We start from the raw sequence: 14,479 nt of genomic DNA, 5'->3' as shown, positions 1-14,479 counted from the left end.
CACGGATCCCTAGTCTCGAAAAAGGGGATACGCGAATCCGCGCGTCCTGAGTTCCACATTCCTGGAGGAGACATGTCCGACTACCTGCCGGCGTCGAGGGTCACCCGCATCAAGTCCTCAGCGAGCGTCGCCGCGGCCGCCCGCGTCCGTGAACTTAAGGCTGAAGGCATCCCGATCATCGACCTGACCGTTGGCGAGCCGGACTTCGACACCCCGGACCATATCAAGGAAGCAGCAGTCGCTGCCATCAGAGATGGCGAGACCAAGTACACCTCGGTCACGGGTACGCCTGAGCTGCAGACCGCCGTCCTCCGCAAAATCGAGGGTCATACCGGACACCACTATGAGCGCAACCAGCTCACCATTGGCGGCGGCGCCAAGCAAGTCCTCTACGTCGCACTGATGGCCTCGCTCAACCAAGGCGATGAGGTCATTGTCCCGGCACCGTATTGGGTGTCCTACCCGGACATGGTGCTCGCCAACGACGGCACCCCGGTGATCGTCCCGTGCGGTGAGGACACAGGCTTCAAGCTCACCCCGGACGCCCTGGACAAGGCCATCACGCCCAGGACCAAGTGGCTCATCCTCAATGCCCCGTCCAACCCGACCGGCGCTGTGTACACCCGCGAGGAACTCCAAGCCCTTGGCGCAGTCCTGGAGCAGCATCCGCAGGTGTACATCCTCACCGACGAGATCTACGACGAAATCCACTTCGGTGATGGCCGGGTCACCAGCCTGGTCACCGCCGTGCCAACGCTCAAAGACCGCATCCTGCTGGTCAACGGTGTCTCCAAGGCCTACGCCATGACCGGCTGGCGGCTCGGCTATGGCGTGGGACCGGTCCCCCTGATCGCGGCCATGAACAAATTGCAGTCGCAAACCTCGTCCTGCCCGTCGTCCATCAGCCAGGCCGCCGCCGTCGCGGCACTGAACGGCGACCAATCCTTCGTCCGGGACAGCGTGGAGGTGTACCGCAAACGCCGGGACGCCGTCGTCGAGGGTTTGAACGCCATCAATGGACTGTCCGTTGCGCCGGCGGAAGGCGCCTTTTATGCCTACGTGAACTGCAGCGGCGTGATCGGCAAAACCACACCTGACGGCACCGTCATCAGCAATGACCAGGACTTCACGCTTTACCTGCTGGACGCTGCCCGCGTGGCTGTCATCCAGGGCTCGGCTTACGGCCTGGGTCCCTACTTCCGGATCTCCTTCGCCACCTCGCTGGAGACCATCAACGCCGGCGTGGACTCCATCCGCGACGCCGTCAACGCCCTGTCCTAAGCCCCACAGAAAGATTCCCACCATGATTCACGTCAAGACCAAATTCGAACGCCCGGACGCCGACGTCGTCAGTCGCCTCGCCGCCTTTTCCTCCGCCACGATCCACGAGGCCCAAGGCCGCCGCGGCGCACTGAGCTCGAAGATCAAGCCGATCGACCGTTCCATGTCCTTCTGCGGCCCGGCCGTCACCGTAGCCTGTGCCCCGCAGGACAACCTCATGCTCCAGGTGGCCATCCACTACGCACAAGCCGGTGACGTGGTGTTGGTCGGTGCGCAGGAAATGGCCGAGGCCGGCACGTTCGGCGACGTCCTGGGCAACGCCATGAAAGCCAAGGGCATCGCAGCGATGGTCACCGACTCCGGGGTCCGGGACACCCAGGACCTGATTGAACTTGGCCTGCCCGTGTTCTCCGGCAGCGTCAGCATCAAGGGCACCGTGAAGGAAACGCTCGGGCCCATCAACCACCCGATCATCTTTGGCGACGAGATCATCTACCCAGGCGACATCCTCCGCGGCGACGCCGACGGTGTGGTGGTGGTCCGCCGCGAAGAAGCCGAGGAAGTCATTGCCCTCTCACAGGCCCGCGACGACCACGAGCGCGAACTCATCAAGCTCTACCACGACGGCGGCAACACCATTGAGTTGTGCGGACTGACGGAGAAGCTGAAGGAGAAGGGCCTCCTGGTCGAGGACTAGGGTCGCTCCGGGGCCGGCCACCGTCCTGGACGCCGGCCGGCCCTTTGGCGTGCTGTTTTGCTTCCTGGTGGGCGCGGGGTGTGGGCGCGCGGGGGTTGGGGTTTGGGTTCTTGGGTTTGGGATTGGGCACAGGAAAGGCGCCTTGCCGGTAGCAAAGCGCCCTTGGTGCGTGCAACTGAGGCCGGTGAACGACGGCTGTTGCTGGACGACGGCGGGTGGCCGGGTTTGCGGGGCTGCGGGGCTGCGGCTTGTGCAGAGGTGGCTTGGTCCGGAGGTGGCTCGGTCCGGCGGGCGGTTGGCCTGCTCAGTCGAGGCCGGAGTGCCCCGGGCGCGTGTCCACCAAGTGCCATTCGATGCTGTTGCCGGCATGGGCCGGCATCATGCTGCCTTCGAAGACGAACAAGGGTTCGCCAATTCCGCCTGAAGGCCGCCAAAAACCATTTCGCGGACAATGAAATCCGGTTCGAGCGCTGATGGTGCCGCGGGTCGGATTCGAAACCCATCCCACTGTGCTGATCTTTTTCACCGTATTCTCCTTTACCCTGCCTGCGGAATCTGCAGGCCGTTATCAAATGTCTTTCTCATTCGATGGTAGGAAATTAAAACGGTCCTGAATAAGACCAAAGCTGTCTGTCCGGATAAGGGATTGTTATGGATGGGCCGGCAGTTGCACGGGGTCGGTCCCGTACTTGTTGATCAGTTGTTGATGCAGCATTTCCTTGACCACCAACAGCACGGCGGACGCGGCCTCGGACAAAGGCTCGTGGTCCGGAGTGCAGAGGGCGATCTTGCTCTGCAGGCCGGGTTCCACGATCCGCAGCACTTTGAAGTCCTGGTCCGGGAAGAGGGCATCGGCGGCGGACTTGGGCAGCACCGTGCCGCCTAGGTTGGCGCGGATGAGCCGGGTCAGCGAAGGGACGGACTCCACTTCGCCCACCAGTTTCAGCGGGAGGTCCTGGTCCGTCAGGCCCTTCTCGATGAGCTGGCGAAGTGTGTGGTTCTTCTCGGGGAGGAACAGTCCCACCGTGCTCGCTTCGGCAAGCGTTATGGTGTCCTTCCCGTGGTTGACGTCGACGTCCGGGTGAACCACCAGGTGGAGGTCCTCCACGATCATGGTGGTGAACTGGACGCCCCGGATCTTTCCGGGCTCGTAAATGAGGGCCATATCGAGGCGGCCGTTCTTGATGGCTTCACTCAACACGCCGCCGAAAATCTCTGTCAGGTGGACCACGATGTCCGGGTAGCGGCGGCCTACTTCCCTGATGATCTGGGGCGTGAGGCTCGAGGCCATACTGTAGGGCGCGATTGCGATGGATACCCTTCCGGAGGGCGCGGCACCTGAGGAAGCAACATCCTGCCTGGCCTGCTCCACAAGCCTCAGGATCGACTGTGCATGGCGGTACAAGGTGTGCCCGGCTGCCGTTGGTTCCACACCTTGCTTGCTGCGGATGAGCAGGCGCTGCTTGAGGTCGTTCTCCAGTGCCGAGACCTGCTGGCTGAGGGCCGGCTGGGCAACATGGAGGGCGGCGGCGGCCTTGGTGATGCTCCCCGAGTCAACAATTTGCACGAAGTATGAGAGCTTCCGCGTGTCCATGGATGTACCTTCCTGGAGAGCCGTGCCCCACGGGTGGGAAGTTCCCTTCGGTGGCAGGTCCCGATGTTCAAATATAGACGCATCGCCCAGCGGGCAGCTGCTGGGACCCACGCCACAGGGCGTGGTGGTGCAGGTCATAACGGAGACCTATCACGGGATAACTATTAGGTCTTTGTGCGGGGGTCTGTGGGAGTGCGAGACTTTTGGAAAGAACTTCAGGCAACGCTCCGGATTCAATCCAGCGTCCATGAATTTTCGGGAAATTGATTTTCGCCTCCAAGGGAGAGATTCGATATTTCCGCCACTAATTCAAACCCACGGAAAGAGAACCACGTGAACCCGGTTATTGATCTTGTAGCGGATCTTGGAGAGGGATTTGGCGCCTACACCATGGGCGACGATTCCGAACTCCTGGAGATCGTAACAAGCGCCAATATCGCTTGTGGTTTCCACGCCGGTGATCCGGACATCATGGCTGCCACCGTGGCTGAATGCGTCCGCCGCGGAGTCGGCATCGGAGCGCACCCCAGCTTTCCGGACCTGAGGGGTTTCGGCCGACGCGACATGGGCCTTTCTGCAAGCGAGGTTCAGAACGACGTCGTGTACCAGCTGGGTGCACTTAATGGCTTTGCAGCATTCCACGGAACCAAGGTCTCCCACCTCGCGCCCCACGGCCGGCTCGGCAATCTTGTGGCTGTTCGCGCCGATTATGCCCAGGCTGTGGCTGACGCCGGTGCAAGGGTGGACAGCGAACTCATCGTCGTGGCGCAGGAAGGTGAACTGGCCACCGCTTCCCGCGCCGCCGGACTGGACGTTGCCATCGTAGGAATCGTGGACCGCGCCTATCAGGAAGACGGCACCCTGGTTCCACGCAGCCAGCCCGGCGCCGTGCTCCACGATCCCTCGGAGATCGTTGAAAGGACCCTGCGCATGGTGGTCGAGGGCAAGATCCGCTGTGTCAACGGCAAGGAACTCGCCATCGACGTCGATACGCTCCTCCTGCACGGAGACAACCCGGGCGCCGTGGAGCTGGCACGTCGAATCCGTTCGGAACTCGTCGCCGCCGGTGTCCACATCGCGCCCTTGGCTGAGGTCATGCACGCAAAGAAGAAGGCGGCCTGACATGGTGCGCCCAACCGTTCCCACCGAGGTCTACGAATCCGGTGACTCCGCACTCCGGGTGGTAGCAATCTCCGAGGTCAGCGAAAGCAATTGGCTCACCGTCCACGGTCTGGCCGACTGGCTGGAAAACTGTGGTGCAGAAGGTCTCCACGGCGCGGTTCCCACGTACGATTCCGTGCTGGTGGAGTTCGACCCCGTCCTTGTCTCGGCACGCCAAGTACGCGCTTTTGTGAAGCTCGGGCTGTTGGAACTCGCCCACGCCGGTGAATCCGCCGCAGCACCACGTGAGTTCGATATTCCTGTTGCCTACGGCGGCGAATACGGGCCCGATCTGGAGCGCGTCGCTGAGCACCAGGGGATTTCCGTGGAGGAGGTCATTCGCCTCCACACCGAAAAGACCTACACCGTTCGTTGCCTGGGTGCGCCCGCTGGATCCCCCATGATGGACGGCCCCGCCTTCCCCAAACCGGTGCCCCGCCTCAAGGATCCCCGGCTCAGTGTCCCGGCAGGTGCCGTGGCAGTTGCCGGTCGCCAGGCAGTCATCGCTCCGGCCACCGCCCCGGGCGGTTGGTGCGTCATCGGCCAAACCCCCTTGTCCCTCCTGAACATCCGCCGCGAACCACTGGTCCCGTACAAGCCAGGTGACATCCTGCGGTTCCGCCGGATCAGCACTGAGGACTTCGGCTTGTACGCCGGTGCCGAACTCGAGCCGCTGGAACTGGATCGCGCGGAACTGGATCGCGCGGAGTTGAGTCCTGCGGCGTCGGGTCCTGTGGATTTGGGAGCGCAGCCATGACCGGCGGCATCCTGATCCAGCAGCCAGGAAACTCGGTGGTCACAGACCTTGGCCGGACCCGCGGCCCCCGCTTCGGCCTTCCCGTCAACGGTGCTTTGGACCAGTACTCGGCCCGTGCGGCCAACATCCTGGCAGGAAACCTGGACAACGATCCCCTGGTGGAGGTCACGGCCCTGGACTTCCGGATGAAGGCCACCACCGACATCCTCATCGCCGTCACCGGTGCCCCGCTAACAGTTACCGTTGGTGGCCGGCCGGCCACCCAATGGGAACCGGTCTCGGTGCGTGCCGGAGAAACAGTCTCCCTCCGGGGAATCCACCGGGGCCTTCGCGCCTACATCGCCGTCCATGGCTCCATCGAGGCAGAAACACTGCTTGGCAGCGTTGCACCGGACACCGTAGTGGGCTTCGGACTTCAGCTCAAAGAGGGCACCTCGCTCCTCACCAGGAAGAGCGTCGGCCCCGTCCGCCAGCCCTACTTCGACCTCCCGCTTTTCCGGCTGGGCCTTGAACGCCCCAGCATGGACTCGAACCTGTTGGTCGATGTGACCGACGGGCCGGACGTTGCCGGGTTTGGCACGTCCGGTGACCTGCTCTTCACCTCGGAGTACACCGTGAGCGGCCGCAGCAACCACATCGGCCTGCGGCTCGGCGGAGAACTTCCGGAAAGAACCTCAAACGGCGAAGTCCTTTCCCGCGGCGTGCCAGTGGGCGCCGTCGAGGTTCCCTCCAGGGAAGAACTGCTGGTTCTCCACAGGGGACGCGGCGTCACCGCCGGGTATCCCGTTCTTGCAGTAGTCACCAGCGCCGGACTGGATGTCCTGGCCCAAGCGCGGCCAGGGGACAAAGTCCGTTTTCGGAAAACCACAGTGGCAGAAGCTACTGCCGCCCATAGGCGCTCGCGGGCCCAGCTTGAAACACTCCGCGAATCCGTCAACACCGTCTTCGGACTCCTCGGCATCGGATGCCGTCCCCAGTGGCAGGACCTACCGGTTGCGGCATGCAGCTAAAACCCTGTCGTCACACCAGTAGGCGTTGCTACGCTCATCCCAGTAAGGAAAAGTCATGACCGCAAGCACCAACGCTGCGCCAGTGCAGCATGAGCGGCTTACGAGCCGCCAAACCCGCAAGGTTGTCACCGCAGGTTGTGTTGGCATCTTCGTGGAACTGTACGACAACGGCATTTTCGCCTTCATGGCGGGAACGCTGGCGCTCGTCTTCCTGGCGCCGGGCAACCCGGACAACGCCCTGCTCTTCGTGTTCGCCGGTTATGCGGTCTCGTTCTTCGTGCGGCCGCTCGGCGCGGTGGTTTGTGGCTACCTCGGCGACAGGATCGGCAGGCAAAAGCTCCTCGTCTTTGTCATCCTCCTGATCAGTGTGGCCACTGCCGGTATCGGACTGCTGCCTCCCTACGCGGCCATCGGCATCGCAGCTCCCATCCTCCTTGTCCTCCTCCGCCTCCTCCAGGGCTTCTCCGTTGGCGGTGAGGCTGCCGGCGCCATGACGTTCCTGGCTGAGCATGCTCCCGAAGGTAAGCGCGGCATCATTACCTCCTACGCCCAGATCGCCTCCTTCGCAGCTCTGCTGACCGGTACTTTGGTTGCCTTCTCCATGTCGCCCTGGCTCACGCAGGCAGCGATCGACGGCGGCGGCTTCGGCGCGTTTGCCTGGCGCATCCCGTTCCTGGTCGCCATTCCCATGGGCATCATCGGCTGGTACATCCGCAAGGCCATCAGCGATACCCCCAACTTCGAAAAGCTCAAGGAAGAGGGCGGCCTCTCCAAGAACCCGCTCAAGGAAGCCTTCCAGTCCAAGGAGCACCGCCGGGCCATGCTGCTGGCCCTCTTCATCCCGCTGATGAACGGCTCGGGCTACTACGTCCTGTTCTCCTACATGCCCACGTTCCTCAAGGGCAAGCAGCTGAACTTCACCATCGGTGAAGCCCTCCTGGTCACGGCATGCAGCCTGGTGGTCATCTGCATCGCCATCCCGTTCATGGGTGCACTCTCCGACCGTGTTGGCCGAAAGAAAGTCATTGCCGGCTCTGCGATCGCCATGGCTGTGCTGGGCATCCCGTCATACGCACTCATTGCCACGGGCCAGATGGGCCTGGCAATCCTGGGCGCTTGCATCATGGCCATTGTCTTCGCCGGTCACACAGCAGTTATCCACATCCTGATCGTCGAACTCTTCCCCACCCGCGTCCGCTACTCCGCTTACGGCCTCGGCTACAACATCTCCTCCGCGCTGTTTGGTGGCACCGCCCCGCTGCTCATGACCTGGCTGATCGGCAGCACCGGAAACATCTACATGCCCGCCTTCTACGCAGTGATCACGGCGCTTGGCACCCTCATCGCGGTCAGCACGGTCAAGGACCGCGCCCACGAACCACTGCGCGACGCCTAGCCTCCACCAACCTCCGGCAAGTGCGCCGGGCTTCCAAGCCTGGCGCACTCTGCCCCACCGATTCCCCACCTTTTGGAGAACCCAATGTCTTTTTCTGACTACACCACCGCCCTCGTCACCGGAGCATCAACCGGTATGGGCGCAGCCATTGCCGAGCGGCTTGCCAAGCGCGGACTGACCGTTCACGCCGTGGCCCGCAACGAGGAACGCCTTGCCGAGTTGGCCGACCGCACCGGAGCCATCCCGCACGTAGTGGACCTGACCGACACCGCCGCGCTGGCCGCCGTCGTGAATGACCTCAAGGTGGACGTCCTGGTCAACTGCGCCGGGGTTTCCCGGCCGGGCAACATCCTGGACTCGTCCGAAGAGGACATTGACGAGCTGGTGGACGTGAACCTCCGCGGCCTGCTGCAGCTCACCCGTCTGGTCCTGCCGGGCATGGTGGAGCGCGACCTCGGGCACGTCATCAACATCAGCTCCATCGCCGGCGTGTACAACTTCTACGGCCACACCGTCTATCACGCCACCAAAGCCGCCGTGCACCAGATCTCCCGCCAGCTCCGCAATGACACCGTGGGCAAGCGCATCCGTGTCACTGAGATCTGCCCCGGACGCGTGGAGACCGAAATTTTTGGTCGCAACCTGGGTGGAACGCCCGAGGCCATGGAAGAAGCCTGGAAGACCTACTACGAGGGCTACGAATCCCTCACTACCGACGACATCGTGAACGCCCTGGACTACGCCATTGAAACGCCCCGCCACGTCAACGTGGGCATGCTTGAGCTGATGCCCACATTCCAAGTCCCCGGCGGGCTGACGTTCGACCGGCGCTGACGTCCCACCGGTGCCGGTTTTCGGATCGGCACCCCACAGATTCCGGTGGCATCACTCCCGTCACCGGAAATACAAGCCGGCGGCCGCTTTACGCGGCCGCCGGCACCCGCGCAAGGCCACGTTCAGCGCCCGGCATGCCTCAGGCTGCCGCCTGAAATCCCGTACCTGGACCGTTTTCCGGTACTTGCAGTAGCGTCCGGATAAAGCGCACGACGCCGGATGGTTCAGTCTTCGTCGAGCGTTTCAGTCAGGTGATGCGTGGGGATGCGGTCCCGGTCGTACGTGATTTCCGTGTAACCGTGTGGTTGCGGACGTCCGTCGGCCCCGAGGTTGACGAAGACAATCTCCTCGATGGTCAGGATGGCCTCGCGGGTGATCATGTTGCGGACCTCGGCGCGCATGGTCAAGGACGTGCGCCCGAAGCGTTTCGCCGTCAGGCCCATCTCCACCAGGTCGCCCTGAACCGCGGAGCTGACAAAGTTGATCTCGGAAATGTACTTGGTCACGGCGCGGCCGTTACCAAGTTGGAGGATGGCGTAGATCGCGGCCTCTTCATCGATCCACTTCAGCAGGCTGCCACCGAAGAGTGTGCCGTTGGCGTTAAGGTCCTCGGGCCGCACCCATTTACGGGTGCGAAAGGTGATGTCTGCTTTTTCCATAATCCGAGATTATCGAACTGTGGCGGCCCGCGCTTGATGTTTCAGGGAAGAGATCATGCGCCATCACGCCATGGCGGTGTGCGACGCGCTGTGTGAATCGATCCGCTTCGAGTAGCAATACGATTCCTCCACGCCGATGTAGGGGCCAAAATTAGGAACCAGGGCGAAACCGGAACTCTCGTAGAAGCTCCGGCCATCCGACTGCGCGGAACCTGCCTCAGCCGCGATGACGCTGAACCCGTGGGAATGCGCCTGGGCTTCCAAGGCCGCCAAAATGGAGCTCGCCACTCCTGAACCACGGGCATAAGGGACCACGTAGAGCCTTTTTATTTCTGCTGTCTTCTCATCGAGCATCCTCAGGCCGCCGCAGCCCAGCGGTTGTCCGGAGCATTTCTCATAGGCCACCACGAACACAGCAGTGTCTGCTTCCGAGGGAGACGGCCCGGGCTCATGGTCCGTGCTGCCGAACCGTGCATCCAGTTCGGCCTGCTGTGCGGCACGGAGGTCAGAGCCCACGGGGTTGGCCCAGGTGACCTGCCGGATGTTGAGCCGTGGATTGGTCTGCATCGTGCCTCGTTTCGCCGCGTTTCCCAGGAGGTGTCTATGCCTCTCAAGCCTAGTGAGCTGTGGTTACCGCGGTGTTTCCTGCGCGTAAGCGTCGGGAGAATTATCGGGCGCGACCAGCGTTGCGGAGGCTCCGATACGTTCCCGGGGCCTCCCCGCAGCCTCCCTGTCCTCGTCCGCGTCCTCGTCCTCGCAAGACCGTGAGTGAAACCGGCGTCGCGGGGCTTGCTGGGGAGTTGGGGTGCAGAGGCGGCCCGGCCAGGTCCCGGTTCAATGTTTCGCCGGGGTTCAGGGCTGAAGTGCCTCGCCAGTGGGGTCTTCTGCGGTTTGGTCTGCCAGGGCCATGCCGCCCACAGGAACCTGGTCCCAGTGCAGGACCTTCCAGCCGTTCGCGGGGTCGCCTTCCAGGGCCACAATTCCGGTGTTGGGCAGCTGATGGGTCTCGGCGAACACGGTGTCGATGTCGGTTGCCCGACGGCCTGCCCAACACCGGATGGCTGCGCCGTGGCTGACAATCGCGGCCGTCCGGTGTCCTGCCGCCACTACCTGTTCAACCGAGGCATCGAACCGGGCAAAGAAGTCGTGGCCGTTGAAGGCCCCAGGCATCCGGACGTCCAAGTCGCCGTCAGTCCACGCGAACACTGTGCTCATGTACCGGAGATGTGACTCGTGGTCGGTCTTCTTTTCCAGCGCACCCGCCTCGATTTCGTGGACCCCATCCAGAATCACCGGATCCAAGGCCGTAGCCTTCGCCAAAGGAGCGGCAGTCCGCTGGGTACGCAGCAACGTGGAGGTGTAAAGAGCTTCAATGGCTTCATCGGCCAAAGCGTCCGGGAGGGCCGATGCCTGGCGCTCACCTAGTTCCGTCAGCCCCGGGCCTGGGTAGGCGGTGTCGAGTTGGCCTGCCACGTTGCCCGGTGTTTGTCCGTGCCTGATCAACAGGAGCTTCATGGCCGCTCCACTCCTTACGTCGTTGGGATGCTGTCCAACCGCCGGGCGTGGGCGATCACTCGTGCCCGTGTTTCGCTGCCCTCGCGTCCGTGATGTCCCATCCAGCTTAAACGCCGACGGCGGGCCGAGGCACCCAGCCCCGGCCCGCCGTCGTCGAGCATTTGATCCTGCTGCAGGTGGTCCTGGCTGCGGTGGTTCTTACTGCAGTAGCTGTTACTGCAGGTGGCCCTGACTGCACAAGGGCGTGACTGCAGGTGGGTATTACTGCAGGTGGTCCGGAGTGCAGCTGGCTCTTACTCCAGGTGGTCCTTACTTCAGCTGAGTGTTACCGCAGGTGGTCCACCAACTTGTCGGCGATGCCCGTGTACTTGCCAGGGGTCAACGCGAGCAGGCGTGCTTCGGCGTCGGCGGACAGGCCGAGTCCCTGAACGAATTCCTGCATACGGGCTCCATCCACGCGCTGGCCGCGGGTGAGGTCCTTCAGCCGTTCGTAAGGGTTTTCCATTCCTTCGACGCCGGCAATGGCTTCTGCGCGCATCACCATCTGGATGGCTTCACCCAGGACTTCCCAGTTGGTGTCGAGGTCGCCGGCAAGGACTTCCTCGGCGACGTCCAGGGCTTTGAGCCCCTTGGCTACGTTGGAGATGGCCAGCAAAGAGTGGCCGAAGGCGACGCCGATGTTCCGCTGGGACGAGGAGTCCGTGAGGTCGCGCTGCCAGCGGGAAGTAACCAGGGTGGCACCCAGAGTGTCCAGGAGGCCGTTGGAGATCTCCAGGTTGGCTTCCGCGTTCTCGAAGCGGATCGGGTTGACCTTGTGCGGCATGGTGGAGGAACCCGTGGCACCGGCAACCGGGATCTGGCGGAAGTAGCCGATGGAGATGTAGCTCCAGATGTCAGTGCAGACGTTGTGCAGGATGCGGTTGAAGCGGGCGATGTCCGCGTAGAGTTCCGCTTGCCAGTCGTGGCTTTCGATCTGTGTGGTGAGCGGGTTCCACGTGAGCCCAAGGCCTTCTACAAATGTCTTGGCTACGGCTTCCCAGTCAGCACTAGGGACGGACGCTACGTGTGCTGCGTAAGTGCCCGTGGCGCCGTTGATCTTGCCCAGGTATTCGGTCTTGGCGATGCGCGCCAGCTGGCGGTTCAGGCGGTGCGCAATGACGGCCAGTTCCTTGCCCAGCGTGGTGGGCGTGGCGGGCTGGCCGTGCGTGCGGGACAGCATGGGGACAGCCCGGTTCTCTTCCGCCATGGCCTCGATCTGCTTGACGAGGGCGGCAGCGTTGGGAAGCCATACGTCTTCCACGGCGCCCTTGATGCCCACGGCATAGGAGAGGTTGTTGATGTCCTCGGACGTGCAGCCGAAGTGGACCATGGCCGTCAGGTTCTCGATCCCAATGGCCGGCAGGCGACGGCCGATGTAGTACTCCACTGCCTTGACGTCGTGGACAGTGACGGCTTCGATCTCGGCGAGCTCATTGACCGATGCGGCGTCGAAATCGGTGACGATGGCCCGCAACTGGGCGATTTGTTCCTCGGACAGTGGGCCGGCGCCGGGCAGCACGGACTGGCTGGTCAGGTGGATGAGCCACTCCACTTCAACGTGTACGCGATCGCGGTTGAGCGCAGCCTCGGACAAGTAGTCAACGAGGGGTGCGACGGCGGCACGGTAACGCCCGTCGAGGGCGCCAAGGGCGAGAGGTTCGGAAGCGAGGGACACGCGAGGGGATTCAGCCATGGTGCCTATTCTTTCATGTTCCGGCATAGGGCCCGAGTCGATGACGGCGGCTATGTGGACATGGTCCTGCGTTATCCACATACGCAACAACGACGCTTCCTTGGAGGTCTACGGCTCCGTAGCGTCGGACCTACCGATCAGCAGAACAACCAACGGAGTACACGGACATGAGCGTCGGCTTGATGCCTGCAGCCAACCCGCCCACTTTCGACCCCCTGGAGTGCGCTTCCCGAAGCCACGACGTCCAACGGCTCGCCTGGCGTATCAAAACGTGCGTGGACCAAACAGACGCCGTCCTCGCGTCCTTGCGCAGAATCCAATTGGACGACTGGCAGTCTCCCGCAGGTCGGGCCTACCGGACCACAGTCGCCCTGCACGCCTCTGCGCTGATGCGTGCCCGTCAGTCCCTGGATGCTGCTGCTGCCTTGATCCTGCGCCATTCCCAGAGCGTTTCAGTTTCCGCCGGGAAGGGGCAGTAATGGCCGATGCAGCTCCCGTGGGAGCCGGCGGAGCGCCCCGGCCACTGCCGCCGGCGGCGGACGGAATTCTCACGATACGCGGCGGCGTGGGAGGAATGTCATTTCAGTTGGAAGAGCTTCTACGGGGCGTCGCGCAACTGGATGACGTGATTGAGCAGCTTCAGGGAATCGAGGACGAAACCCGCCGCGTCCAGGACGAGCTCGAGGCGTTTCTCTACGACTCCTATGAGACTGGCTGCAATGCCTTCAACTCCGTTGCAGAGAGCGGCAAGGGAGTGGCCAGGGTGCGGCAGGATCTGGTGGAGGTTAGCGCGGGTGTCCGCGCCAGCCACCGTGACTACCAGCTGGTGGAGGCGCGCAACGGGCTCCCGCAGAAGCTGGGTTTCGACCAGCTGCGGCTCTCCGGGGTTGGGTTGCTTCCCGGCCGTGACATGACGCATAACTTCCTCAGGGGAGTCCTGGTTCCACCGTGGGCTGAAACAAGGGACATTCTTCACGGCATTTTGGAGTCGCCGCTCCTTGGAGGGCTTCAACCCCGGAACGTCAGTATCGGGGGAATGGAGCAATCCACTGAATATGTGGATCCCTCCATGGCGGAAAGCCTGAGGCGTCTCGAGGCCCTGCACGCCCGCAACAGCGGTGAGATCGAGGTTATTGAGTTCGAACAAAACGGTGCCTCCTCCTGGATGGTGCTGATACCCGGCACCCAACCGAACTCGCCCAACACCAACCCCCTCGACGTCCCTGGCATCGGTGACGCTGTTGCCTACGACTCCGAAGAAGTCGTCCAGGCGGTTGGCGAGGCCCTGCATGGGGCCGGAGCGGAAGCCGGAGACAGTGTGGTGGCGGTAGGGCACAGCCAAGGAGGCGTCCATGCCATGAACCTCAGCCGGAACAAGGCGTTCCTCAGCGAATTCGACCTCAAATACGTTCTGACGGCCGGAGCCCCTGTTGGTGGAATTACCCCGGAACCGGGCATCAGTTCACTGCACTTGGAACATGTTCAGGACTGGGTCCCCGGAACGGATGGCCGCGTGAACAGTGACACGAAAGACAGGGTGACGGTATCGCTGACAAACGAGGTCAGGACACCCGAAGGTCAGGATCCCGGCCTGGGCCCGGGCCACGATCAGGAGAACTACGCCGAAGGGGCAGAACTCGTTGCCGCAAGCCATGACGAGTCACTCGTTGCTTCCACGGCTGTCTTCACAGGTGTGGTTGGTGCCGGTGGGGTAGCCACAGTTTCCCGGTTCAAACTTGAAAGGGCGCCATCGCCGGAATCTCCTTCGGCAGTGAAAGCTGATCCCCCTCCAAGCGTCCGGGAAACCAAGCGGGATGCTGGAACGCGGTAGGGGCCGCTGCTC

At 62.9% G+C, this 14,479-nt stretch carries 15 protein-coding genes; 9 read left to right on the top strand and 6 right to left on the bottom strand.

What is annotated here, in order from left to right; translation table 11 throughout:
* Positions 1-72: 72 nt before the first annotated feature.
* Entirely contained in the window at positions 73-1,281 is a 1,209-nt protein-coding gene (locus tag LDN85_RS20540; protein ID WP_223944043.1) for an aspartate transaminase, read from the top strand.
* 22 nt (positions 1,282-1,303) lie between these two features.
* Entirely contained in the window at positions 1,304-1,978 is a 675-nt protein-coding gene (locus LDN85_RS20535; protein ID WP_026543047.1) for a 4-carboxy-4-hydroxy-2-oxoadipate aldolase/oxaloacetate decarboxylase, read from the top strand.
* Between the two features lie 304 nt (positions 1,979-2,282).
* Here the strand turns inward: LDN85_RS20535 and LDN85_RS20530 are convergent, their stop codons facing one another.
* Together LDN85_RS20530 and LDN85_RS20525 are read right to left on the bottom strand one after the other, a co-directional pair.
* Positions 2,283-2,504, bottom strand: coding sequence for a hypothetical protein (locus tag LDN85_RS20530; protein ID WP_026543046.1), 222 nt, complete (start codon positions 2,502-2,504; stop codon positions 2,283-2,285).
* Positions 2,505-2,627: 123 nt separating this feature from the next.
* Entirely contained in the window at positions 2,628-3,572 is a 945-nt protein-coding gene (locus LDN85_RS20525) for a LysR substrate-binding domain-containing protein (RefSeq protein WP_026543045.1), read from the bottom strand.
* Positions 3,573-3,905: 333 nt separating this feature from the next.
* On the opposite strand from LDN85_RS20525, the gene LDN85_RS20520 reads away from it, so the two are divergent.
* From LDN85_RS20520 to LDN85_RS20500, 5 genes are all read left to right on the top strand, one after another.
* On the top strand, positions 3,906-4,694 hold the full coding sequence (locus LDN85_RS20520) for a 5-oxoprolinase subunit PxpA (protein ID WP_223944041.1): 789 nt from the start codon (positions 3,906-3,908) through the stop codon (positions 4,692-4,694).
* A 1-nt stretch (position 4,695) separates the two neighbouring features.
* A complete protein-coding gene (locus LDN85_RS20515; RefSeq protein ID WP_223944040.1) occupies positions 4,696-5,490 on the top strand; it encodes a carboxyltransferase domain-containing protein in 795 nt (264 codons plus the stop codon).
* Positions 5,487-6,500: a biotin-dependent carboxyltransferase family protein gene (locus LDN85_RS20510; RefSeq protein ID WP_091553275.1), complete on the top strand. Its 1,014-nt coding sequence runs from the start codon at positions 5,487-5,489 to the stop codon at positions 6,498-6,500. The genes LDN85_RS20515 and LDN85_RS20510 overlap by 4 nt, the downstream gene beginning before the upstream one ends.
* Positions 6,501-6,555: 55 nt before the next feature.
* Positions 6,556-7,896, top strand: a complete 1,341-nt coding sequence (locus tag LDN85_RS20505; RefSeq protein ID WP_026543042.1) for an MFS transporter — start codon at positions 6,556-6,558, stop codon at positions 7,894-7,896.
* A gap of 84 nt (positions 7,897-7,980) precedes the next feature.
* The gene (locus tag LDN85_RS20500) at positions 7,981-8,730 is read left to right on the top strand and encodes an SDR family oxidoreductase (protein WP_026548506.1); all 750 of its coding nucleotides are present in this window, start codon (positions 7,981-7,983) and stop codon (positions 8,728-8,730) included.
* Positions 8,731-8,954: 224 nt separating this feature from the next.
* Here the strand turns inward: LDN85_RS20500 and LDN85_RS20495 are convergent, their stop codons facing one another.
* The 4 genes from LDN85_RS20495 to purB all read right to left on the bottom strand — a co-directional run bounded on the left by LDN85_RS20495 (position 8,955) and on the right by purB (position 12,636).
* Positions 8,955-9,389, bottom strand: coding sequence for a hotdog domain-containing protein (locus LDN85_RS20495; protein WP_017198826.1), 435 nt, complete (start codon positions 9,387-9,389; stop codon positions 8,955-8,957).
* Positions 9,390-9,452: 63 nt separating this feature from the next.
* Complete coding sequence (locus LDN85_RS20490; RefSeq protein WP_035761242.1) at positions 9,453-9,956, bottom strand: GNAT family N-acetyltransferase; 504 nt, start codon at positions 9,954-9,956, stop codon at positions 9,453-9,455.
* Positions 9,957-10,241: 285 nt separating this feature from the next.
* Entirely contained in the window at positions 10,242-10,904 is a 663-nt protein-coding gene (locus tag LDN85_RS20485) for a histidine phosphatase family protein (protein WP_026548505.1), read from the bottom strand.
* A 325-nt stretch (positions 10,905-11,229) separates the two neighbouring features.
* Positions 11,230-12,636 (bottom strand): adenylosuccinate lyase, encoded by a 1,407-nt coding sequence (purB, locus tag LDN85_RS20480; RefSeq protein ID WP_091553420.1) that lies wholly within the window; start codon positions 12,634-12,636, stop codon positions 11,230-11,232.
* Between the two features lie 167 nt (positions 12,637-12,803).
* Between purB and LDN85_RS20475 the strand changes: the two genes are divergently transcribed.
* Together LDN85_RS20475 and LDN85_RS20470 are read left to right on the top strand one after the other, a co-directional pair.
* Complete coding sequence (locus LDN85_RS20475) at positions 12,804-13,115, top strand: hypothetical protein (protein WP_026543037.1); 312 nt, start codon at positions 12,804-12,806, stop codon at positions 13,113-13,115.
* Positions 13,115-14,467, top strand: a complete 1,353-nt coding sequence (locus LDN85_RS20470; RefSeq protein WP_223944038.1) for a hypothetical protein — start codon at positions 13,115-13,117, stop codon at positions 14,465-14,467. The genes LDN85_RS20475 and LDN85_RS20470 overlap by 1 nt, the downstream gene beginning before the upstream one ends.
* Positions 14,468-14,479: the final 12 nt, after the last annotated feature.

It is taken from the genome of Arthrobacter sp. StoSoilB20, assembly GCF_019977295.1.
Taxonomy (GTDB): Bacteria; Actinomycetota; Actinomycetes; order Actinomycetales; family Micrococcaceae; genus Arthrobacter; species Arthrobacter nicotinovorans_A.
Note: the sequence above shows the minus strand (reverse complement) of the source record. Positions and strands in the feature narration are given on the sequence as shown.